The organism is Nocardia sp. NPDC051900, assembly GCF_044452545.1.
Classification (GTDB): Bacteria; Actinomycetota; Actinomycetes; order Mycobacteriales; family Mycobacteriaceae; genus Nocardia; species Nocardia sichangensis.
In genome coordinates, this window is record NZ_JBITBU010000006.1 from 307135 (window position 1) to 327936 (window position 20802).

A 20802-nucleotide genomic window follows, 5' to 3' on the forward strand; every position below is an offset into this window, starting at 1 on the left:
GCGTGGATGGCGGAGCCGACCGGGTCCAGACCGCGCGGGGTGCTGCTTCCTCTCGCGCTGGCGCAGTTCATCTGTAGCTTCGCCGGTTCGAACATGAACGTGATGATCACCGACATCAGCGCCGACCTGAACACCACCGTGCACGGGGTGCAGGTGACGATCACGATCTTCCTGCTGGTGATGGCCGCGCTGATGATCCCCGGCGGAAAGCTCACCGACCGATTCGGTCGCAAGCGATGTTTCGTCGTCGGCTTGGCCGTCTACGGCGTCGGCGCCGTGCTCAGCGCTCTCGCACCGGCGCTCGGTGTGCTGATCCTGGGCAATTCGATCCTCGAAGGTGTCGGCACCGCGCTGCTGATCCCACCGGTCTATATCCTCAGCACCTTGCTGTTCACCGAGACGACGTCTCGCGCACGGGCCTTCGGCGCCATCATGGCCATGGGCGGCATCGGCGCCGCGGCCGGACCGTTGATCGGCGGACTCATCACCTCCGGGCTCAGCTGGCGCGCCGCCTTCGGCTTCCAAGTTCTCGTCATCGTGGCGATCATCCTGCTCAGCCGCCGCATTACCGACCCGCTGCCCGCGGACCCCACGCGGCCTTTCGATCTCGGGGGTGCGATTCTGTCGGCGGTCGGTCTGATCCTGCTCGTCATGGGCATTCTGGCCGCCGACGACAATTTCTGGTTGATGCTGGCGCTGCTGTCACTCGGTGCGATGTTCCTCGCCTGGTTCTTCGTCTCTTGCCGCAACAAGGAGCGCGCCGGGCATGAGCCGCTGCTGTCGACCGGCTTGTTCCGCAACCGCACGTCGAACCTCGGCCTGGTCACCCAGAACATCCAGTGGTTGCTGTTGATGGGCACCTCGTTCGTCGTCTCGGCGTATCTGCAGGTTGTGCGCGGATACAACGCCATTGAGACCGGCGTCATCTTCACCGCCGCCACCATCGGCCTGCTGGTCTCGTCACTGTCGGCCGGACGACTGGCGCGGCGCCGCGCCGCGCGCACCCTCATCATGGGTGGTTTCCTGGTGACCATCATCGGCGTGGTGGTGCTGCTGGCATTGGCGGGCAGCGCGCTGAACCCGTGGGCGTTCGCCCCCGGACTGTTGTTGATCGGGCTCGGCCTCGGCGTGATGCTCACCCCGTCGGTCAACGTGGTGCAGTCCAGCTTCGGTGAGGAACTGCAGGGCGAGATCTCGGGGTTGTCGCGCAGCGTGTCCAACCTCGGTTCCTCGCTCGGTACCGCGGTGGCCGGGACGATCCTGGTCGCCGATCCCGGCGGTCACGCCTACGCCGCCGCGATGAGCGTTCTCGCCGCGATCGGCCTCGGCGGACTGCTCGCCGCGGCGCTGCTGCCCCGCCGCACGGTGTCGGCGCCGCCCGTGGCGTCGCGCGACACCTGACCCGCACCGGCACCGCGGCCGCTGCCGGTCACATGCGGCTCGGCTCCCAGGTCGTGACCGCCCAGATCACGACGACGTCCAAGGCGATGACGATGGTCGACCACCACGGGTAGTACGGCAGCCACAGGAAGTTCGCCAGGATCGACAGCGCGGCGAGGAACACCGCTGTGACCCTCGCCCACATAGCGCCGGCGATCAGCCCGACCGCCGCGATCACCACCAAGATGCCGAGAACGAGATGGATCCACCCCCAGGTGGTGGTACTGAACTGATAGGTGTAATTCGTTCCGGAGACCAGAAGATCATCCTTGGCGATCGCGGAGATCCCCTGGAAGATCGACAGGAGCCCGGCGGCCAACAGCAGGACCGCGGCGCCGATCGAAGTAGTGGCCGCGACCGCCTGCTTGACGGAATGGTCATCAGTTGCTGACATTTGCCGGTCACCTCTCTCATCGGCGATGCACGGAGCGATGCATCGGTCTGACGGGGCGTCTTGCCCGATCCGCATGGGACGTACCGAAAACCTGGAACAACAGAGCCCGCACACGTCGCCGTGCGCCGGTGTTCAGCATAATCCCCAGCGATCTTCTGGCTACTATTTAGTAGGCCTTGCCGCGGGCTCGGCACGACTCGGAAAGACGGATGGCCCGGCGACGAACTCGGTGAGAGGTCGATGGAAGCCAGCAGACAAGCATTCCTACACGGACCGCTGTTCTCCCGGAGCGCTCCGCTGGACCGCCGCAACGCGGCCAGCCGGATCAGCGCCTATGTCTACGGGAACGTGCTGATACTCGCGGCGCTGATACCGGTGACGACCTCCGCCGAACACGTCGGCATCTTGATCGTCCTCGGGACGGCTTTCTCGACGTTCATCGCACACTCTTTCGCCGAAGGGGTCGGCCAGAGCGTCCAGCAGAACCGTCCTATCTCCGCTCGGGAGCGCTGGATGGACATGCGGGACTCCGTGCCGATCCTCAGCTCGGCGGTGCTGCCTTGCGTGATCCTCGGCATCGCCGGTCTCGGATGGCTCGAACCGCGCACTGCGCAGCTGCTCGCGGAGGTGGTCATGCTGATCCGGATCGGCGGAATCGTGTTCGTCATCGAGCGGCTCAACGGTGCGCGTCCCCGGCGTTCGACCTTGCTCGAGGCCCTGCTGCTGGCGGTTGCGGCCACCACCGTCGTGGTGGTCAAGGTGATCATGACCCACTGATCGCGCGGATGCTGTGGCCGAACCCCGCCTGCTCTGCTTCAATCGATATATGTGCAGGTGGATGGCTTATTCAGGAGAGCCGATCCGGGCCGAGGACCTTTTGTTCCGGCCGACGCATTCGTTGATCGACCAGAGCTTGCACTCCCAACTGGGTGCGACGACCACGAACGGTGACGGCTTCGGGATCGGCTGGTACGGCGATGGCCCGCGACCTTCGGTGTTCAAGAACACCGAACCGGCATGGAACGACCGCAACTTGCGGGAGATCGCGGGCGCGGTGCGCACGTCGCTGTTCTTCGCGCACGTGCGCGCGTCGACCGGGACCTCGGTGCAGCGCAGCAACTGTCACCCGTTCCGGCACGGGCACTGGTTGTGGATGCACAACGGAGCGCTGCGCGGGTTCCGCCAGTGCAAGCGTGATCTGATGACGGCGGTCGATCCGCTCCTGTTCGCCGACATCGAGGGATCTACCGATTCCGAGTTGCTCTTCTTCCTTGCCCTGACCTTCGGGCTCGTCCACGACCCGTTCGAGGCGGTCGCCCGCGCGGTCGGCCTCGTCGAAGACGTCGGCCGGGCGCACGAGGTCGAGGCTCCGGTACAGATGACCGTCGCGACCACCGACGGCGAATCCATGTGGTTCTTCCGGTATTCCACCGAGCGGCAGACGCGATCGCTGTTCTATTCCAACGATGTCGCGAAAGTGCGCGCCCTGCATCCGGAGGTGAAAGCTCTCCGCGCGCTGGGGGAGGAGGCCCGGTTCGTGGTCTCCGAGCCGCTGCGTGACCTGCCGGGAGCGTGGAACGAAGTCCAGGAATCGTCGGCAGGCGTCGTCCGCCTCGGTCACGATGAAACGCGCCCGTTCGAGCCGGTCGCACCGTGACCCACCGGACGGCCGATCGGATCGCCACCCGCGCCGAACGTGCCGAGCAGGGTGAATCCGCTCGGCGGACTACCCCTTTCGCCGCTCTCGCCGAACACGACGCCACCGGCAGGGACCCGGTCGACCTGCTCGATCGGCAGGCTCGATCCAGGATTCCGGAACTGGTTCCGGTGCGGTACGGCCGCATGGCGAACTCACCGTTCGCCTTTTATCGCGGCGCGGCCCTGGTCATGGCGGACGATCTGTCCCGAGCGCCCACGACGGGGCTGCACACTCAACTGTGCGGTGATGCCCACCTGAGCAATTTCGGAATCTTCGCGACACCCGAACGCCGCCTGGCCTTCGACATCAACGATTTCGACGAGACGTACCCCGGTCCGTTCGAATGGGATGTCAAACGGCTCGTCACCAGCCTGGCGGTCGCCGCCGGAGAGAACGGCTTCTCCGCGAAACAGCGGCTGAAAGTCACGCGAGCGTGCGCGGCGGAATACCGGACCACGATGCGGGACCAAGCCGAGCGGAGCACCACAGCCGTGTGGTACTCGCGCATCGATCCCACCGCCGAATTGCCCGAATTGCGCGACGAGCTGGACACCTCGACCCAGGAGCGGGTGCGCAAGGCGCTCGCGAAGTCGCGGACGCACGACAGTCACCACGCCCTGGCGAAGCTGACCACTCGTGTCGACGGCAGGCCGCGGATCATCAGCGACCCGCCCCTGCTCGTCCCGCTCGAGGAACTCTTCGCCGATGTCGACGCCGAGCAGCTGTATCGCGAACTGCGCCAACGTCTCAGCGATTACCGTGCGACTCTGCAGGACAATCGCCGCGCGCTGCTGGACCAATTCGAGTTCGCGCAAGCCGCGCGCAAGGTGGTCGGCGTGGGGAGCGTGGGCACCCGCGCTTGGATCGTCCTGCTGCTGGGAGTCGACGGAGATCCGTTGTTTCTGCAGGCGAAAGAGGCCCAACCGTCGGTATTGGCACGGTATCTGGCGGGCCCGTCGTATCCGAACCAGGGGGAGCGGGTAGTGCGTGGGCAGCGGCTGATGCAGGCGGCGAGCGACATCCTGCTGGGCTGGCAACACGGTCCCGACATCGACGGCGAGCAGCGGGACTTCTACTTCCGGCAGCTACGTGACGGCAAGGGCTCGGCGGTGATCGAGACCATGGGTCCCAGGGGACTGCGGCTCTACGGCCGACTGTGCGGGCGGGTGCTGGCTTACGCACACGCCCGCGCGGGCGACCGGATAGCGATCGCTTCGTACCTCGGCACGACAGACGAGTTCGACCATGCCATGGCGGAATACGCCGAAACCTACGCCGACCAGAACGCGCGCGACCATGCCGAACTCGAGCGCGCGATGCAGGAAGGCCGCATCACCGCGCGAACCGGAATGTAAGACCGTCGTCGTCTGCGAATGCCCGTGGGCGCCTTGCTCATTGCGCAGGACGGTTAGGCTGCGACCTTGTGCGCGAGCTGTCGTCGGTGTCGAGGTTGTGGGTCGTTTGGGTGGTTACTCGATTACTGATGGTGGTGTTCACCGGTGTGACGGCGTTGCCGCACAGCGTCTGGGATGCCTCGGCGGCGGACTTGACCCTGTACCGCGCCTGGGCCGAACATATCGTGCACCAGAACGCTTTCCCGTTGGACGACGAACGCTGGCAGTATCCGCCCGGGGCGGGTGCGTTGCTGGTGGTGCCCTGGCTGATCGGCGGTGGGTTGGGCTACAACTGGTTGTTCTTCGCGCTGGTCGCGGCAGCGGATGCCGGTGTGCTCAGCTTGTTGATCAGGGCGGCGCGGGCTGACGGGCTGCGGACAGCGCAGGCCGGGCCGTGGATTTGGACGCTCGGAGTGGCCTTCCTTGGCCGGGTCTGTTACGGCCGATTCGATTTGATCGTAGCCGCGACCGCGATCGCGGCACTGTTGTGGTCAGCGCGCCGACCGGCGGCGGCAGGCGTGGCCGCCGCCGCGGGTGTGTTGCTGAAACTGTGGCCGGTGGTGGTCGTGCTCGGGTTGCGCCGACGGACGCTGTGGCGCATGAGCGCGGCGGCGGCCTGCGCCGGTCTGGTTGCGATGGCGGGATTGACCGCGTTGGGTCCGGGCGCGTGGTCGTTTCTGGAGTTTCAGTCGAAGCGGGGATTGCAGATCGAATCCGTCGCTGCCACGCCGTTGTTGGTTTCTCGGCTGATGAACGGCGGCTGGACCATCGTGCATCGTTACGGGGCGGAGGAGCTGTCCGGCCCTGCGGTGTCCGCCGTGGCCAGGGGATGCGTGGCCGTCATGATCATCGGGGGCGCGGTGTTGCTGATCACCTGGTGGCGCGTGCGTCCTCCGGCGACGGATCTGGCATTGGCGGCGGTGCTCCTCGCCTTGGCGGCCAGTCGGGTGCTCAGCCCGCAGTACTTGGTGTGGGCGGTCGGGGTCGCCGCGGTCTGCGCGCTCGACCCGCGCACCACGCAGCGGCCTGTGCTGGTGCTGGTACTCGCGACGGCACTGGCGAGTCAGGTGGAGTTCCCGTTCCTCTACGACCGGGTCGCCACCGGAAGCGGGCCGGGAGTAGTGGTCCTGGCAGTGCGCAATGGCCTGCTGCTCTGCGCAACCGCGTGGTCGCTCGTACGTCTGTGGCGCGACAACTTCCAACCGTCTCGTGAAAGCCCGGAAGTGCCGATAACGGTCGTCGGGGCCGCGTCGTCGGCCTGAACGACGATGTGCACTTCCGGCGCGTGCGGCCACGTCCCCGAACTTTCCACTGGCGGGAGGGACAGTCGAGCCGGGCGATCGATGTTCCGGGAAAGATGACGTGTCGTCGGCCCCCGGACCGGCAGCTCACCGTGAGAAGGAGCCGAATTCGATGAGGATCACCCGAACACTTCGCCTCGGTATCGGGGCGATCGCCGTCGCCCTCGTCGCCGCCGCCTGCGGTGGCGGCAGCGACGCCGCGACCACCGCCGATCACGTGCGGGACGGCAAGCTGACCATCGGCATCAAGTTCGACCAGCCAGGACTCGGATTCCGTGAAGCGGACGGCTCCTACCAAGGCTATGACGTCGAGATCGCCAAGTACGTAGCGAGCAAGCTCGGCGTGCGGCCCGACGGCATCACCTTCAAAGAGACGCCGTCGGCCCGGCGGGAGACGATGATCATGAACGGCGAGGTGGACTTCATCGTCGCCACCTATTCGATAACCGACGCGCGTAAGGAGAAAGTCGACTTCGCCGGACCGTATTTCGTGGCCGGGCAGGCGCTGCTGGTGAAGAAGGAGACCACCGATATCACCGGTGTCGAGTCGCTGAACGGCAACAAGAAACTTTGCTCGGTCAAAGGCTCCACCCCGGCGCAATACGTCAAGGATCATTACGCCAAAGATGTTCAGCTGGTGGAACTCGACACCTACTCGCAGTGCATCGAAGCTCTGCGCCGCGGTTCGGTCGATGTGGTGACCACCGACGACATCATCCTCGCCGGTTTCGCGGGGCAGGCGTCAGGGGAACTGAAGCTGGTCGGCAACACGTTCACCACCGAGAAGTACGGTATCGGCCTGAAGAAGGGCGACCAGGAAACCCGGAACAAGATCAACGACGCGATCGAGCAAATGGTCGCCGACGGTTCTTGGCAGAAGGCGTTCGAGGAAACGATCGGGCCGCTGCGTGATTCGACGTTGACGCCGCCCGCCGTCGACCGATACTGATCGGCACTCACCGATTCCGGCAGCCGCACGAACAGCATCCCGCTGCACATTTCGTGCATGCGGACGGCATATCCACCGTCGTGTCGAGCAAGCCCCGGTTTGGGGCGGGGGTGAGGTAGCCGGTTGTCACGTCCGCGACGCCTACTGACACCCCCGTCGGCAATCCCCGCCACCCGGGCCGGGCGTGCGTACCATCACCGGCATGCAGCTATCTACCCGCAACCAACTCGACGGCGCCGTCGTCTCGATCACCCGCGGCGAAGCCATGGCCGTGGTCCGGGTCCGGCTCACCGGGGGTGATGAGATCACCTCCTCGATCACCCGCGACGCAGTCGATGACCTGCGACTCACCGAAGGCACACGCGTCAAGGTCCTCATCAAGTCGACCGAGGTGGCGCTCGGCGTCGAATAGCCGGGCGCCACCGTCGCCAATTCCGCTGGGACGGCCCTATATTCGTTGGTCACATCATCTGCGGACCGGATATTGTCGGCAGATTCCGCTTCGACTCATCTACACGGCGGACGCGCCCGACCCTGCGAGGCATGCTGAGGTCGAGAAGCGTGGACCGGCCACCCGACGCGTGGGTTTGATGCTTCTTGCCAGACCGAAGCGAACGCACTGGCCGAATGTGGGATGGGTGCTGCCAGGATGTCCATACCGGGCGCAGACGGGGAAGAACCAATTTCTCTTCCCTTTTAACATATATCGCACTGGGGGACTTGCGGCAAGGCCCGGGTAGTGCTGCAAAATCTTCGGCCGAAGCCAGAACCTGCGGAAATCGGCGATTCGCGAGGCACGTGCGCTCGCGGGTTTCCGCCGGACCAGCTGGCCGAGATGCGACACCAACGGATGGGCGGTTCATGTTTGACGTGATCATTGTCGGCGGCGGACCGACCGGCTTGATGCTGGTCAGCGAGTTGCGGCTGCACGGCGTGCACACGCTTGTACTGGAGAAGGAGACGGAACCGTCCACGCTGTCCCGGGGGCAGGGCCTGCACGCGCGCAGTGTCGAGATGATGGACCAGCGCGGCGTGCTGGACCGGTTCCTCGCGGTCAGTAAAAAGTTCCAAGTCGGCGGTCTTTTCGGCGGCATCGTCAAGCCGTGGCCGGACCGGTTGGAGACGGCGCACCCGTACGGTCTCGCCACTCCACAGCCCGTCACCGAACGGCTGCTCAACGAGCACGCCCTCGAGGTCGGCGCCGAGATCCGGCGCGGCTGCGAAGTGGTGGGGCTGAGTCAGGACGAGCACGGGGTGACCGTCGCGTTGGCCGACGGCACGCGACTACGCTCGCGCTACCTCGTCGGCTGCGACGGCGGCCGCAGCACGGTGCGCAAACTGCTCGGCGTCGGTTTCCCCGGCGAACCCACCAAAGTCGAGACGTTGCTCGGTGAAATGGAGGTGACCGAGGACCCGGCGAAGGTGGCCGCGATCGTCGAGGAAGTCCACAAAACGCAGAAGCGGTTCGGCGCCGCCCGCTCCGGTGACGACGGAAGGCTGTTCCGTATCGTCGTGCCTGCCGAGGGCGTGTCGGACGATCGTGCGGCCCCGACCCTGGAGGAGTTCAAGCGGCAACTGCGGGCGTTCTCGGGCACCGACTTCGGGGTGCACTCCCCGCGCTCGCTGTCCCGCTTCGGCGACGCTACGCGGCAGGCCGAGCGTTACCGGGTCGACCGGGTGCTGCTGGCCGGCGACGCTGCGCACATCCACCCGCCGACCGGCGGGCAAGGGATGAACCTCGGCATCCAGGACGCGTTCAACCTCGGCTGGAAACTGGCTGCCGAGGTGAACGGCTGGGCGCCGGAGGGATTGCTCGACAGTTACCACGCCGAACGACACCCGGTGGGCGCGCGTGTGCTGGAGAACACCCGTGCGCAGATCACGCTGATGGGAACCGATCCTGGCGCGACCGCGCTGCGCGAGCTGTTCTCGAAGTTGATGGACTTCGAGGAGGTCAACCGGTATATCACCGAGATCATCACCGCGGTCGGGGTCCGCTACGACTTCGGCGAGGGGCACGACCTGCTCGGCCGGCGGATGCGGGACGTCGGGCTGAAGCGGGGTCGTCTCTACGAACTGATGCACGGCGGGCGTGGGTTGCTGCTCGACCAGACGGGCCGGCTTTCGGTAACGGGGTGGGCGGATCGGGTGGACCACGTCGTCGATGTCAGCGAGGAACTGGAGGTGCCCGCCGTGCTGCTGCGGCCGGACGGCCACGTGGCCTGGGTCGGTGCAGACCAGCAGGATCTGCTCGAGCACCTGCCCCGGTGGTTCGGCGCCGCAGCGGGCTGATTCGCCGACTGGCCGCCGGACCCCGCGAGTGCACCGGGGACAGCGGGATAGGGCGGTCAATGGTTGTCTCGGTCTGGCGGTGGACGCATGGTCTGCTGGCGCCGCCAGGCCGAGGGCCCGGCCCCGTGGGCGCGTTTGAACGCGACGCTGAAAGCGAAGGCGTCGTGGTATCCGACTTGATGAGCGATGGTCGCGACGGTGGCGTCGGTATCGCGCAGGGCGTCCGCGGCCAGGGTCATTCGCCAATCGGTGAGATAGGTCAGCGGCGGGCGTCCGAGCAAGGCGGTGAAGCGGGCGGAGAAGGAGGCTCTGGACATGTTGGCCTCCTCGGCCAACGCGGCAACGGTCCAGCGGTGGGCCGGATCGTTGTGGAGCGCGTGGAGAGCACGGCCGATCCGCGGGTCGATCATCGCGTGATACCAGCCGGGTGGTGTCGCGCCGGGCGCGGCCCACCAGGCGCGCAGCGCCAACACGAGCACCAGATCGAGCAACCGATGCAGGACGGCGTCTTGTCCCGGCTCGTCCCGGGCGGCTTCGGTGGTGAGCAGATGCAACGCGGCGCTGGTCCGGGATCCGGCAGGTACGACCGCCACGGGTGGCAGCAGATCGAGTACTCGCTCGCCCACGTCGCCATGAAGTACGAAGGAGCCACGCAGCACTGTCGTGGCTCCTGGCAAACCGTCACCGTAGGTGCGTGGGCCCATATTCCGGAGCGCGCCCGGTTCCCGGCTGTGGTCGAGGACGACTTTGCGCCCCTCCTCGATCAAAATCTGAGGCGGGGTGGTCGGACTATCGGCAACCGTATATCCGCGGGTCGTTTTCACCACGGCGATACCGCCCTCGGGCACCGGCACCTTTGTCGTGTGGGCATCGTCGAGCCGCAAGTGCGCCGGACCGCCCAGCACCGCGACGACAGCGAGCGCTGGATGTCCGGATGCGGCGAAGGTCAGTGACCACGGCGGCCGCTGGATGAGCTGGCGCACCTCGGTATTGCCCACTCGCGCTCGATGCAACAGATCACTCAGCACGTCCACAGCGAGCAACGTTAGACGATCACAAAGAAATCCCGGATCTTCTCGCATGGATCGTCTGACTGCTGCTCGATTGGATGATTGCCATGACCAACATCCTGATTCTCGGCGGCACCGGTAAGACCGGCCGACGGATCGCACGCCACCTCCGAGCCGCGGGCCATCCGGTACGGGCGGTCGCCCGCACCGGGGGCGATATGTCGTTCGACCTGGGCGACCCGACGACTTGGTCGGCCGTGCTCGACGGCGCCACCTCCGCCTATCTCGTGGAACCGGCCCTGCAATTCACCGACGAGGGCCGAGCGCGTATTCCGAAATTCATCGAGGCGGCGGTCGGGGCCGGTGTCCGGCGACTCGTACTACTGTCCGCACCGGCCGCCGACCAGGCCGATCATCCCCTGCACGCCGCCGAGCGCGCGACCCGGGACAGCGGGCTGGAATGGACCATCCTGCGACCCAACTGGTTCGCGCAGAATTTCAGTGAAAGTTTCTGGCTATCAGGCATTCTCAACGGCGCGCTGTATATCCCCACCGGCGACGGCCGTACCCCGTTCGTGGACGCCGACGACATCGCCGAAGTCGCGGCGCGAGCACTGATCGATGACCGGCACAGCGGTAACACCTACGAGCTGACCGGCCCGAGGGCGATCAGCTTCGGCGAAGCCGTGGACCTGATCGGAGCGACCGTCGGCCGCACGATCCGCCACGTCGACATCGACCCCGTGACTTTCGTCGAACAGCAAATCGGCTTCGGTGTCTCGCCCGAGGCTGCGCGGCTACTCACCGACATTCTCACCCGCCTTCCCCACGGCGGCCCGGGCACGACCCCCACCGATGACGTGCACCAGGCCTTGGACCGTCCGGCGCGGACATTCGAGAACTATGTCGCGCAAGCCGCCGCCTCAGGCTGTTGGCGCCCGACCACTACCTCCTAGCGCAACAGCGCGGCTGGTGCTGACAACGGGATGGTCGGGTCGAAACTGGCACAATCGCGACCTTTCACTAGGTTCTGGCCGCAGAAAGAGTGGGTGGCGAATCGGGAGGACCGGCTCAGCTATCAGTTTTCGAGAGCAGCTCCCGGGTAACACGAACTCGTTGGATGCGGGAATGGGGAAGGGATCGACCATGGGAAAGCAATCGTTCAGCAAAGGCGACGAAGTCGAATGGAACAGCCACGGCAGTACCGCCGAGGGCGAGGTGGAAGAAGTGATCACGTCCGACACCGAAGCGGCGGGCCGAACGGTACGGGCCTCCGAACAAGATCCGCAGTATCGGGTGCGCAGTGCGAAGAGCGGCCGTGACGCGGTGCACAAGCCCGGCGCGCTACGTCCGCACGACGATTGACATCGAAAATCGGAGCCGCGCCATGACGACGGAAGACAAAGACACGCGTACGGAATTCGACAACATCGTCAACATGACGGCGAAAGAACTGCGCCGGTGGCTCGACACCGACGAGTCGAAGTCGGTGGGGCAGAAGCCGAAAGACGGCGGCGAGTCGACCGGGCACGCCAGCGGGCGGCGCATCGCGGACATCCTCGAGAAGAAGAAACCGACCGACGATGATTACGCGCACATGCGCAAAGTCATCGGCTATGCGCACCGCCATCTCGAGCAGCGACCCTCCGGCGAAATCGAGAACACCAAATGGCGATACTCGCTGATGAACTGGGGCCACGATCCGATGAAAAGCTGACGGCAGCAGCGAATACGCGACGCCTCCAGCGTCTCTTGCCGATTCGAGCCGTCTCCGGCGGGCACGGGCAGACGCCGGGCGCCGCTAATCGCGCCAGACAGGTGGGCGCTTCGCCAGGAAGGCCGCCATTCCTTCGCGGGCGCCGGGAAGTTGGGCGGCGGCGGCCATGACTTCCAGGGCGAGGGCGTAGGCGTCTGCCTCGGGGCGGTCGAGCTGGCGGTAGAGGGTGCGTTTGCCCAGTGCTTTGCTGGCGCGGCTGCCGCGGGTAGCTCGGGCGAGCAGCTCGTCGACGGCGGTGTCGAGCTCGGCGTCCGGCACCGCTCGGTTGATCAGGCCCCACTGTTCGGCGGTGCGGGCATCGATCGGGTCGCCGGTGAGGGCGAGTTCCATCAGTCGTTTGCGGCCGACGGCGCGGGCTACCGGCACCGCGGGGGTGTGGCAGAACCAGCCGCCCTTGCCGCCGGGGAGCGCGAAACCGGCCGATTCGGCGGCGACGGCCAGATCGCACGAGGCCACCAGTTGGCAGCCGGCGGCTGTGGCCAAACCTTGCACCCGAGCGATCACCACCTGCGGGACCGATTCGATGGTCGACATGAGCTCGGTGCACAGTGTGAGCAGTTCCCGCACGCCGAGCAGGTCGCGTGCGGCGACATCGGCGAAATCATGTCCCGCGGAGAACACCGGACCGGCTGCCCCGAGCACTATCCCGGTGGCGTCCGTCTCGCCCGCAGCGCGGAAGGAGGCGAGCAACTCGGCCAGATGTTCGCCGGACAGGGTATTGCGTCGCTCCGGCCGGTTCATCGTGATGCGCACTGTGTCGCCGTCCCGCGCGACCAGCACATGCTGATACTCCAAGGCGGTCATATCTCCACCGTAGAGCTATACGGGGAACGACACGACACTTCCGGGATGATCTCCGAACAGCTCGCACGGCTGGGTCCTCCGCTGGGCGGCGGTGGTGGCGGGGCCGCGTCCCGGCTGTGGGACCTCGATGCGGATGGCCTGCTCGGCATCTTCCTCGCCGCAGGCGCCCGATCGGACGCAGTTGACCCTTCACCGAGCGCTAAGGCTTGTTCGGCATCGAAGTCGGTAGCGACGCGGCCGACGCTCGGATACCGCAGTGCTCATGTTCGTCAGGATTGGCAACACTGCAAACTGATCGGATGATTGTGGGGATCGACGGCTCATGTTCAGCTCGATGCCAACTGGCGGTCGGGCTCGGACGGTACGCATCGCTGGTGAGAATGCACCGCAGTACCCGAAGCGCGCTCGTCATGGTCGCCGTGTGCGCGACCGCCGTTCTGTCCGCTTGCTCGTCGTCGAACTCGGAGGCGGGCTTCACCGCCGCCAAGGACCAGCCCTTGGTGATCTCGCTGGATGATCTGCTGGCCGCGACCGGCGGCAGCGCCGCGGTCGGGATCGCCGATCCGCAGCACGGCACGATCACCCGCCGCACCGACGGTGCGGTGGTGTACACGCCTGTGGCTGGATACACCGGTTCCGACAGCATCACCGTGACCACCACCGACGCCGTGAAGCTGTTCACCACCGATATCCCGCCGCTCGGTGACTTCGGTGGCGTGAGTCTGCAGGGCAGCGGATACGGGTCGGCGTTCACCCCGGTGCCCGGATCGGTCGACGAGTTCTACGGTCTCACCGACCGCGGTCCGAACGTGGACGGCAAGGGCAAGAACGAGAAGCTCACGCCGATACCGACTTTCACGCCCACCATCGCGAAATTCAAGTTGGTCGGCACCAAGGCGGTGCTGGAAAGCACCATTCCCCTGAAGAATTCAGCGGGCCAGCCGTTCAACGGCCTGGTCGACACCTCCGCAAGCACCGGCGAGACCATCCGCGACCTCAACGGCACCGTCCTGCCGCCGACCGATCACGGCATCGACAGCGAAGGCTTGGTCGCGATGCCCGACGGCAGCTTCTGGGTGTCCGACGAGTACGGGCCGTTCGTCGTGCACTTCGACGCCAACGGCGCCGAGCTCGAGCGGCTCGCACCGGGACGCGGTCTGCCCAAAGAGCTTTCGCTGCGCACCCCGAACCAGGGTATGGAGGGGCTCACCATCACGCCGGACGGCAGAACATTGGTCGGCATCGTGCAGAGTGCACTGAACGAGCCAGGTGTCGCGTCGGCGCGTGAGGTGCCGATGACCCGGATCGTCACCGTGGATCTGAAGACCCGGGACGTCAAGGAATTCGTATATCCGCTGGAGAATCCGAAGCAGAAGCTCGCGGTCTCCGAGATCACGGCGCTGAGCGACACCACCTTCCTGGTCGACGAACGCGACGGCGGCAAATCGCCCAAGGCCGACAAGAAGCTGTGGACCATCGACATCACCGGCGCCACCGACATCGGCCCGCAGGCGAAAATCCAGAACGCGCACTACGATCCACAACTCGGCCTGCTGGTCGACGGCAAGCCGCTGGAACTCCTCGTCGGTGCCGTGCCCACTGCCGAAGGCGTCGCCACGCTGCGGAAGGCGGGTGTCACCCCCGTCACCAAGAAGTCCGCCCTTGACCTCGGCGGTCTGCTGGACGGCCTGAACGCCGACGGCAAGTTCTTCGGCCACGACAAGATCGAGGGCGTCGCCACCCGCGACGGCGGCAAGACCCTCTACATCGCCGACGACAGCGACTTCGGCATCGAGGCCGCCACCGGCGACCAGCCGCCGTTCGGACTGAAGGCCAAACTCCTCGCCAACGGCGCCCAGGACACGGGTGAGGTGCTGATGGTCGACACCACCAAGCTGCCCGCCAAGACGCAGACGCGGACGCTCACGATCACCGTGAAGTAGCGGACGTATGGCGCCGGGCACCGTCGCGAACCCTCCCGGAAGTGGCAACAGCCGTGACCGGGAGGGCGCCATTGGTCAGTGCGAAAACACGTGTTCGGTCCTCTGGAGCCGCTATTCCCGGGGTGACGCCGTGCCCTGCCCGCCGTCCGGCCTGTGCCCGGGAGTCGACCAGCTGGTGCGACCGGTTTCTCGGCGGCGAATGGCTCGGCGCAGGGAAGAGGAGTCGGCGTAGCCGACTCGATGGGCGGCAGCCTCCGCAGTGGTTCCCGATCGGATCAGCGTCAACGCGGTGTCCGTGCGTATGTACTGGACGAAGGCTTGCGGGCTGAGGCCGGTAGCGCGCTGTAGGCGTCGTGCGAGTGTGCGGGTATGAAGTCCCACCGCGTCGGCGAGATCGGTGGTCGTGAAGGATCGGCGGAGATTGCTGACGATCCAGTCGTGGGCGTGCACCAGATCGGGGTCGTCGGCGATCAGCACGGTGAGCATCATGTAGGGACGCTGCGAGGTCCGGCGGTCGATGAGCTGATAGCGGGCGCACAGATCGGCCACGTCCGAGCCGGTGAGCATCTCGATCGCCGCGAGCATGACGTCGACATGGGCGAGTGATGCTCCGCCGGTGACCGTGCGGCCGTGCCGGACCAAGATCTTGTCGGGTTCGACGGTGATCGCGGGGTGCCGTGCCTGGAGTTCGGCTGCGAGGAACCAGGATGTCGTCGCGCGGCCACCGTCGAGCGCTCCGGTTCGGGCGAGCAGGAACACGCTCGAACAAGAGGCGGCCACCCGAGCCTGCGAGTTCACGGCCTCGGACAGAATTCGCATCGACCACGGATCGCTCGCTCGCGCCAGAACGGCGTCCAGCTCGCTCACCGATACGCACCCCATTCCCGGAATAGCGAGCAGATCGAGCGCGCCGGGCAATTGATCGCCAGGGCGCAATGCGGTGATCTCGAAAGGGCGGGGCCGGCCGAGAGCTTCCGCGGCTCGGTTGGCCGACTCGAGCATGTCGTGACTGATCGCGATTCCGGTGGCTCGCATATCCGGCAGTTCGAGCACTGCGGCTTTCACGTCTCGATCATATCCGGTTCGTGTCCGCGCAGAATTCGTGGACGATCGTGGCGGGTGATTGTCGCCTCGGTCAATTCTCGTTCACCGAGTCCCAATTATTCCCGCAGGCCGATGGTACTCATGACCCCGGACGGTAACAGTGCCCGCCGATTGCCACGGGCGCTCGACCGATCATCTGTCACGAGTGGTCTCTATTTTGTCCAACTCGGCCCTGGTCCTCGATATTCGAATACTCATAGGGTCGAGTTCATCGATTTCCGAAGGAGGACAGACTGTGACTTCCGCCGTGTCGCTCGCCACGACGTCGAACATCGCATTCGACCAGTTCTGCCGCGCCGTCATGGGCCTGGTACACGAGAGCTGTTGCGCGGCACCGAGTCTATCCGTGGTGCGATCGCGTCCGGCACAGCCGATGCGGCAGAACAGCCTGTTCAAGCGGCTCGGCCGAGACGCCTGGACCGAGACGGTGTCCACACGGGACTCGATCCTGCCCACGATCCGTGGCGCCTTCGTCCTGCCGGATGTGACCATCGCCCACTTGGACAGGCCGGATGCGGTGCATGTCGACGTCTATGTGGTCGACGGCCAGATCGACAGCATCACCCCGGCCGGTGCGATGCAACCTCCGCCACAGGCGACGGTGTTCGAGGAAGCTCGCGGCGGCTTCGTCGCGAGCGCGCTGATCGACATGCATGTGCACATGCCCCCTGACAGCGTGCTTCGGCTGACCGATCTGTTCCTACTGCAAACCCTGCGGCACGGGATCACGGTCGTTCGCGACGCGGGCGACACCGACGGGACGGCGACACCGGCGGCGCTGGCATCGGTGGTATCCGGCGCCCTGCCCGGACCGGAGATCCACTACGCCTACGGGTTCGTGAACTCCCCACCGGCACGGTGGTCGAACTCGTTCGGCTACGCCGATCCGGAGCAGGCGCCGGACATCATCGATCGGCTGCGGCACCTGGGGGCCACGTGGGTCAAATCTTATGAAAATCTCGATGTTCCGCGCATCGTCGCGCTCAAAGCAGCGGCACGTGCGGCCGGCATGGGAGTTCTCGGACACGTTCCGTACGGGCTCGGGCACGAGGATGCGCAACTGCCGGATGGGCAGCACCTGTTCGGTATGGCGCCGCCGGCCAGTATTCGGCGGGACCACGTCTTCAATCGCATGATCGACTGGGACGCGGTCGACGACCGCCGCATCGATCTCGTCCGGCAGGTGAGCGCAGACCGCGGGCTCGCGGTCACGCCGACGCTGAACACCTCCACCGGCGTCCTCGATCTCGAGCGGCATCACCAAGCGCGCGACGAGCCCACAGCGCGAGCGCTGCCGTCGTTCTACTCGGCCATCGTGTGGCACCCTCGACACGGCATCCCCGCCTATCGCGACATCCGACGCGAGGACTTCGATCGGTGCAGGCGCGCCGTGGAGCGCAAACACCTGCTCGTCAACCGTCTCTTCGGTGACGGTGTGCCGCTGCGGTTGGGTACCGACACCCAGCAACCGTTCGTAGCGCCGGGGATCGCCCTGCATCGCGAACTCGAGGCCTTCGAGCAAGCCGGTATCCCACGCCGGGACTCGTGGCGGCTGGCCACCGCCACCGCGGCGAGCGCGCTCGGACTCACCGATATCGGCACCGTGGATCGTGGTGCGCGCGCCGAACTCGTCGTCACTCGATCGGATCCACGCCATTCGAGCTGGTCGGTGAGCCGGGACCTGACGGCGACGGTGGCCAAGGGAACGTTGATCACCGCAGCGGATCTCGACGTGGCCATCGGCAAAGAGCTCGCCCGCTTCGAGGGTGCCTTCGGCGAGTTCACCACGCGATTGCTCGCGCGCCTGACCATGCGGCGGCTCGCCAGGAACTTCGTCAGTTGACCCTGCGATATCCCGTGCGCGCCCGACCGCTCGGCCGGTTGGGCGCATTGACATGACGGACATCATGCGAGAGCGTAGTTCACATGATGGTCGACATGCGAAATTCTCCCTCCGGGGAGGGGCAGCGGGCGCGACAGAAACGAGAGTCGTTGACGCGCATCCTCGACGCGAGCGCCGCTCGGCTGCGGGCGGATGGTCCCGATGGCGGCGCTATCGGGAAGGTCATGCGGGACGCGGGCCTGACGCACGGAGCCTTCTACTCACACTTCGCGAGTAAGGACGATCTGGCCATCGCGGCCTTCCGGCACGGGCTCGCCGAAAGCCGGCCGCGTTGGATCGGCAAGACGCGCGACGCGTCCTGGGGCGCCCGCGCGGCCCGACTCGCGCGCGGCTATCTCAACCGGACCCACCGCGACGAGCGGGCGGATTCGTGCGCGTTCTCGGCGATCGGATCCGACGCCGCGCGCATGCCCGCCGAGTTCAGGTCAGCCTACGAGGAGGAACTGCGCAAGACTCTCAACGCGATGGGTGGCCGTCCGGTGGACGATCCGCAGGAGCACGAACTCTATGACGAAGCCATCGCGACCCTGGCCTTGTGTATCGGCGGACTCGTGCTGTCACGGGCTGTGGAATCCGAGTCCTTCTCGTCGCGGATTCTTCGCGTGTGCCGGAACGCGGCGGCGCGGATGGGCGCCGCGGTCGACGAGCGCGCCGAGCGCGGGCCTGGGGCTGAGGTGTGAGTGATCGGACTGCCGCAGCGGCATAGACCTGCCTTCAACGGGACACCTACACATAAGGAGACTCTGTAATGCCATACAGTACAGCGCCTTTCGCGGCGAAGAAATTCTCGGATGTTCGCGGACAGCGCATGGCCTACATCGACGAGGGGCAGGGCGACGCCATTGTCTTTCAACACGGCAATCCCACATCGTCGTATCTGTGGCGCAACGTCATGCCGCACTGTGCGGGGCTGGGACGGTTGATCGCCTGCGACCTCATCGGCATGGGTGATTCCGGCAAGCTCCCCGATTCCGGTCCCGACCGATACACCTATGCCGAGCACCGCTCGTATCTCTTCGATCTGTGGGATGCGCTCGATCTCGGCGACAATATCGTGCTGGTCCTCCACGACTGGGGGTCGGCTTTGGGATTCGATTGGGCCAACCAGCACCGCGACCGCGTCCGGGCAATCGTCTACATGGAAAGCATTGTCATGCCGGTGACGTGGGAACAGTGGCCCGAAGGCGCACGGGGCGTGTTCCAGGGTTTCCGGTCGCCTGCCGGTGAGGGAATGGTGCTCGAGAAGAACATCTTCGTCGAGCGGGTTCTCCCCGGTTCGGTACTCCGGGCGCTGAGCGACGCGGAGATGGCGGAATATCGGCGGCCGTTCGCGTCGCCGGGCGAGGATCGCCGGCCCACTCTGAGCTGGCCTCGCCAGATCCCGATCGAAGGGGAGCCGAAGGATGTCGTCGAGGTGGTCGAGGACTACGGACGATGGTTGAGCACCAGCGATGTCCCGAAGTTGTTCGTCAACGCGGAACCGGGCTCCATTCTCACCGGACCGCAACGCGAATTCTGCCGCACCTGGCCCAATCAGCGCGAAACGACCGTCGCGGGATCACATTTCATTCAGGAAGACAGCCCTGATGAAATCGGCACCGCCATAGCGGAATTCGTCAAGGAAGTAGGCTACTGAAGGTGCGTAAGTCGCCGAGGCGACAGCGACTGGGCCGGTCGGCGAGCGTATGTCCAGCAGCCGCGCTGGTCCGGTGGAGTCACGGATCCCGGTGAGGTCGATGATCACGGCGGTGTACTTGTCGCCGCGCGGTCTTCGGGGGCGGTGATCGTCCGGTGACGCTGGTCCCGTCAGACGCGGTCGTGGAGAGTGACCTGGTAGCCGTCGGGGTCGGCGAAGGTGAATGTCCGACCGAAGGGGCCGTCGATCGGTGCGGAGACGATGGTGTGACCGTCGGCGACGAGAGCATCGTGAATGGCCTGGACGTCGGTGGCGTGGAGCCAGATCGCGGCGCCGATGCCGGGCTGAGCGGCGGATGCGAGATCGGTGCCGGGAACGACGTCGCGGAGTGCGAACGCGATCGGCTTCGTCTCGAAGACGACGGCGTGGGGAGGTCCGGCCTGCGAGCGGACGAGGCCGAGGTACTGCTCGTAGAAGGCCTGCGAAGCGGCCAGGTCGCGCGCTTGCAGCGAGATGAAGTCGGGGCCGGTAACGGGCATGATGATCTCCTCATTCTGTGTCAGTTTTCTGACACATGGCAATCTATGTCAGAATACTGACATGAGTCAAGACCGTGCGGGCGTCGACTTGGAAACGTCACTGGGCTACCTGCTGAAAGAGGCGTCGAGCGTCCTGCGCGTAGCCATGGAGGAGGTGCTGCGGCCACTCGGGATGAGCGTGACGCACTACTCCTGCCTCGAGCTGCTGGCGCAACGACCGGGCCTGTCGAACTCCGAGCTCGCGCGGGGCGCGTTCGTGACACGGCAGACGATGAACGTGCTACTCCAGGCTCTGGAACGAGACGGCTACGTGACCAGGCCCGCGGAGGCGCCCGTCGGGAAGGTTCTTCCCACACGGCTCACGCCCCGCGGACGACGGAGCCTCGATAAGGCGACCGTGGCGGTCCGGTCCGTCGAGGTCAGAATGCTCGCCGGCCTGACCGAGACCGAGCGGTCCAGCGCGTTGCGGATCCTGCGGAGCATGATCCATTCCCTGCGCGATGGCAACGACGGTGCATAGCTCGTTCCCCGGCGCACGTCTCGTCGCGCTCGGATAGTAGGGCGGCAGAACGTGAAAATGCCCGCCTGTCTGGCAATGATCCCATTACCAGATAGGC

General features: G+C 65.9%; 22 protein-coding genes. 17 read left to right on the forward strand and 5 right to left on the reverse strand.

From position 1 onward, the window contains the following. Nucleotides 1–6 precede the first annotated feature (6 nt). Nucleotides 7–1401 (forward strand): MFS transporter, encoded by a 1395-nt coding sequence (locus tag ACIA5H_RS12475; RefSeq protein WP_397075903.1) that lies wholly within the window; start codon nt 7–9, stop codon nt 1399–1401. 28 nt (nt 1402–1429) lie between these two features. Here ACIA5H_RS12475 and ACIA5H_RS12480 read toward each other — a convergent pair whose 3' ends face one another. Then, the gene (locus tag ACIA5H_RS12480) at nt 1430–1834 is read right to left on the reverse strand and encodes a hypothetical protein (RefSeq protein ID WP_379254392.1); all 405 of its coding nucleotides are present in this window, start codon (nt 1832–1834) and stop codon (nt 1430–1432) included. A 240-nt stretch (nt 1835–2074) separates the two neighbouring features. Between ACIA5H_RS12480 and ACIA5H_RS12485 the strand changes: the two genes are divergently transcribed. The 7 genes from ACIA5H_RS12485 (at nt 2075) to rox (ending at nt 9469) form a co-directional block, all read left to right on the forward strand. Further along, nucleotides 2075–2611 carry a hypothetical protein gene (locus ACIA5H_RS12485; RefSeq protein ID WP_379254391.1) on the forward strand — a complete coding sequence of 179 codons (537 nt, stop codon included), beginning with the start codon at nt 2075–2077 and terminating at the stop codon, nt 2609–2611. A gap of 61 nt (nt 2612–2672) precedes the next feature. After that, on the forward strand, nt 2673–3491 hold the full coding sequence (locus tag ACIA5H_RS12490; protein WP_355073888.1) for a class II glutamine amidotransferase: 819 nt from the start codon (nt 2673–2675) through the stop codon (nt 3489–3491). Further along, nucleotides 3488–4888, forward strand: a complete 1401-nt coding sequence (locus ACIA5H_RS12495) for a DUF2252 domain-containing protein (RefSeq protein WP_397075906.1) — start codon at nt 3488–3490, stop codon at nt 4886–4888. The genes ACIA5H_RS12490 and ACIA5H_RS12495 overlap by 4 nt, the downstream gene beginning before the upstream one ends. 128 nt (nt 4889–5016) lie before the next feature. Further along, the gene (locus ACIA5H_RS12500; RefSeq protein WP_397075908.1) at nt 5017–6189 is read left to right on the forward strand and encodes a glycosyltransferase 87 family protein; all 1173 of its coding nucleotides are present in this window, start codon (nt 5017–5019) and stop codon (nt 6187–6189) included. A gap of 151 nt (nt 6190–6340) precedes the next feature. After that, nucleotides 6341–7177 carry a glutamate ABC transporter substrate-binding protein gene (locus ACIA5H_RS12505; protein WP_397075910.1) on the forward strand — a complete coding sequence of 279 codons (837 nt, stop codon included), beginning with the start codon at nt 6341–6343 and terminating at the stop codon, nt 7175–7177. 202 nt (nt 7178–7379) lie between these two features. Then, nucleotides 7380–7589, forward strand: coding sequence for a molybdopterin-binding protein (locus ACIA5H_RS12510; protein WP_379254384.1), 210 nt, complete (start codon nt 7380–7382; stop codon nt 7587–7589). A 449-nt stretch (nt 7590–8038) separates the two neighbouring features. Continuing rightward, nucleotides 8039–9469 carry a rifampin monooxygenase gene (gene rox, locus ACIA5H_RS12515; protein WP_397075913.1) on the forward strand — a complete coding sequence of 477 codons (1431 nt, stop codon included), beginning with the start codon at nt 8039–8041 and terminating at the stop codon, nt 9467–9469. 56 nt (nt 9470–9525) lie between these two features. Here the strand turns inward: rox and ACIA5H_RS12520 are convergent, their stop codons facing one another. Continuing rightward, nucleotides 9526–10503 (reverse strand): AraC family transcriptional regulator, encoded by a 978-nt coding sequence (locus tag ACIA5H_RS12520; protein WP_397075915.1) that lies wholly within the window; start codon nt 10501–10503, stop codon nt 9526–9528. Nucleotides 10504–10586: 83 nt separating this feature from the next. Here ACIA5H_RS12520 and ACIA5H_RS12525 point away from each other — a divergent pair, with 83 nt between their 5' ends. The 3 genes from ACIA5H_RS12525 (at nt 10587) to ACIA5H_RS12535 (ending at nt 12196) form a co-directional block, all read left to right on the forward strand. Then, nucleotides 10587–11435 (forward strand): NAD(P)H-binding protein, encoded by an 849-nt coding sequence (locus ACIA5H_RS12525; RefSeq protein WP_397075917.1) that lies wholly within the window; start codon nt 10587–10589, stop codon nt 11433–11435. A 190-nt stretch (nt 11436–11625) separates the two neighbouring features. After that, complete coding sequence (locus ACIA5H_RS12530) at nt 11626–11844, forward strand: DUF2945 domain-containing protein (RefSeq protein ID WP_379254380.1); 219 nt, start codon at nt 11626–11628, stop codon at nt 11842–11844. A 22-nt stretch (nt 11845–11866) separates the two neighbouring features. Further along, nucleotides 11867–12196: a DUF3140 domain-containing protein gene (locus tag ACIA5H_RS12535; RefSeq protein ID WP_355073873.1), complete on the forward strand. Its 330-nt coding sequence runs from the start codon at nt 11867–11869 to the stop codon at nt 12194–12196. Nucleotides 12197–12280: 84 nt separating this feature from the next. On the opposite strand, the gene ACIA5H_RS12540 is transcribed toward ACIA5H_RS12535, so the two are convergent. Next, on the reverse strand, nt 12281–13060 hold the full coding sequence (locus ACIA5H_RS12540; RefSeq protein WP_397075921.1) for an enoyl-CoA hydratase-related protein: 780 nt from the start codon (nt 13058–13060) through the stop codon (nt 12281–12283). Between the two features lie 45 nt (nt 13061–13105). Here ACIA5H_RS12540 and ACIA5H_RS12545 point away from each other — a divergent pair, with 45 nt between their 5' ends. Beyond that, nucleotides 13106–13363, forward strand: a complete 258-nt coding sequence (locus ACIA5H_RS12545) for a hypothetical protein (protein ID WP_397075923.1) — start codon at nt 13106–13108, stop codon at nt 13361–13363. A 77-nt stretch (nt 13364–13440) separates the two neighbouring features. Next, entirely contained in the window at nt 13441–15003 is a 1563-nt protein-coding gene (locus tag ACIA5H_RS12550; protein WP_397076048.1) for an esterase-like activity of phytase family protein, read from the forward strand. A 111-nt stretch (nt 15004–15114) separates the two neighbouring features. Here ACIA5H_RS12550 and ACIA5H_RS12555 read toward each other — a convergent pair whose 3' ends face one another. Then, the gene (locus tag ACIA5H_RS12555; protein WP_397075925.1) at nt 15115–16068 is read right to left on the reverse strand and encodes a GlxA family transcriptional regulator; all 954 of its coding nucleotides are present in this window, start codon (nt 16066–16068) and stop codon (nt 15115–15117) included. A gap of 274 nt (nt 16069–16342) precedes the next feature. Between ACIA5H_RS12555 and ACIA5H_RS12560 the strand changes: the two genes are divergently transcribed. The 3 genes from ACIA5H_RS12560 (at nt 16343) to ACIA5H_RS12570 (ending at nt 19646) form a co-directional block, all read left to right on the forward strand. Further along, a complete protein-coding gene (locus ACIA5H_RS12560) occupies nt 16343–17950 on the forward strand; it encodes an amidohydrolase family protein (protein WP_397075928.1) in 1608 nt (535 codons plus the stop codon). 83 nt (nt 17951–18033) lie between these two features. Continuing rightward, complete coding sequence (locus ACIA5H_RS12565) at nt 18034–18690, forward strand: TetR/AcrR family transcriptional regulator (protein ID WP_397075930.1); 657 nt, start codon at nt 18034–18036, stop codon at nt 18688–18690. Between the two features lie 68 nt (nt 18691–18758). After that, nucleotides 18759–19646 (forward strand): haloalkane dehalogenase, encoded by an 888-nt coding sequence (locus ACIA5H_RS12570; RefSeq protein ID WP_379254372.1) that lies wholly within the window; start codon nt 18759–18761, stop codon nt 19644–19646. A gap of 170 nt (nt 19647–19816) precedes the next feature. Here ACIA5H_RS12570 and ACIA5H_RS12575 read toward each other — a convergent pair whose 3' ends face one another. Beyond that, complete coding sequence (locus tag ACIA5H_RS12575; protein WP_397075933.1) at nt 19817–20185, reverse strand: VOC family protein; 369 nt, start codon at nt 20183–20185, stop codon at nt 19817–19819. Between the two features lie 61 nt (nt 20186–20246). Here ACIA5H_RS12575 and ACIA5H_RS12580 point away from each other — a divergent pair, with 61 nt between their 5' ends. Beyond that, on the forward strand, nt 20247–20705 hold the full coding sequence (locus tag ACIA5H_RS12580; RefSeq protein ID WP_397075935.1) for a MarR family winged helix-turn-helix transcriptional regulator: 459 nt from the start codon (nt 20247–20249) through the stop codon (nt 20703–20705). Nucleotides 20706–20802: the final 97 nt, after the last annotated feature.

What these genes read in the sequence shown, in the direction of transcription:
- ACIA5H_RS12475 (WP_397075903.1), top strand. Translation starts at nt 7, where the DNA reads ATGGCGGAGCCGACCGGGTCCAGACCGCGCGGGGTGCTGCTTCCTCTC.
- ACIA5H_RS12480 (WP_379254392.1), bottom strand. Translation starts at nt 1,834, where the DNA reads ATGTCAGCAACTGATGACCATTCCGTCAAGCAGGCGGTCGCGGCCACT.
- ACIA5H_RS12485 (WP_379254391.1), top strand. Translation starts at nt 2,075, where the DNA reads ATGGAAGCCAGCAGACAAGCATTCCTACACGGACCGCTGTTCTCCCGG.
- ACIA5H_RS12490 (WP_355073888.1), top strand. Translation starts at nt 2,673, where the DNA reads ATGGCTTATTCAGGAGAGCCGATCCGGGCCGAGGACCTTTTGTTCCGG.
- ACIA5H_RS12500 (WP_397075908.1), top strand. Translation starts at nt 5,017, where the DNA reads ATGGTGGTGTTCACCGGTGTGACGGCGTTGCCGCACAGCGTCTGGGAT.
- ACIA5H_RS12505 (WP_397075910.1), top strand. Translation starts at nt 6,341, where the DNA reads ATGAGGATCACCCGAACACTTCGCCTCGGTATCGGGGCGATCGCCGTC.
- ACIA5H_RS12510 (WP_379254384.1), top strand. Translation starts at nt 7,380, where the DNA reads ATGCAGCTATCTACCCGCAACCAACTCGACGGCGCCGTCGTCTCGATC.
- rox (WP_397075913.1), top strand. Translation starts at nt 8,039, where the DNA reads ATGTTTGACGTGATCATTGTCGGCGGCGGACCGACCGGCTTGATGCTG.
- ACIA5H_RS12525 (WP_397075917.1), top strand. Translation starts at nt 10,587, where the DNA reads ATGACCAACATCCTGATTCTCGGCGGCACCGGTAAGACCGGCCGACGG.
- ACIA5H_RS12530 (WP_379254380.1), top strand. Translation starts at nt 11,626, where the DNA reads ATGGGAAAGCAATCGTTCAGCAAAGGCGACGAAGTCGAATGGAACAGC.
- ACIA5H_RS12535 (WP_355073873.1), top strand. Translation starts at nt 11,867, where the DNA reads ATGACGACGGAAGACAAAGACACGCGTACGGAATTCGACAACATCGTC.
- ACIA5H_RS12540 (WP_397075921.1), bottom strand. Translation starts at nt 13,060, where the DNA reads ATGACCGCCTTGGAGTATCAGCATGTGCTGGTCGCGCGGGACGGCGAC.
- ACIA5H_RS12545 (WP_397075923.1), top strand. Translation starts at nt 13,106, where the DNA reads ATGATCTCCGAACAGCTCGCACGGCTGGGTCCTCCGCTGGGCGGCGGT.
- ACIA5H_RS12550 (WP_397076048.1), top strand. Translation starts at nt 13,441, where the DNA reads ATGCACCGCAGTACCCGAAGCGCGCTCGTCATGGTCGCCGTGTGCGCG.
- ACIA5H_RS12565 (WP_397075930.1), top strand. Translation starts at nt 18,034, where the DNA reads ATGATGGTCGACATGCGAAATTCTCCCTCCGGGGAGGGGCAGCGGGCG.
- ACIA5H_RS12570 (WP_379254372.1), top strand. Translation starts at nt 18,759, where the DNA reads ATGCCATACAGTACAGCGCCTTTCGCGGCGAAGAAATTCTCGGATGTT.
- ACIA5H_RS12575 (WP_397075933.1), bottom strand. Translation starts at nt 20,185, where the DNA reads ATGCCCGTTACCGGCCCCGACTTCATCTCGCTGCAAGCGCGCGACCTG.
- ACIA5H_RS12580 (WP_397075935.1), top strand. Translation starts at nt 20,247, where the DNA reads ATGAGTCAAGACCGTGCGGGCGTCGACTTGGAAACGTCACTGGGCTAC.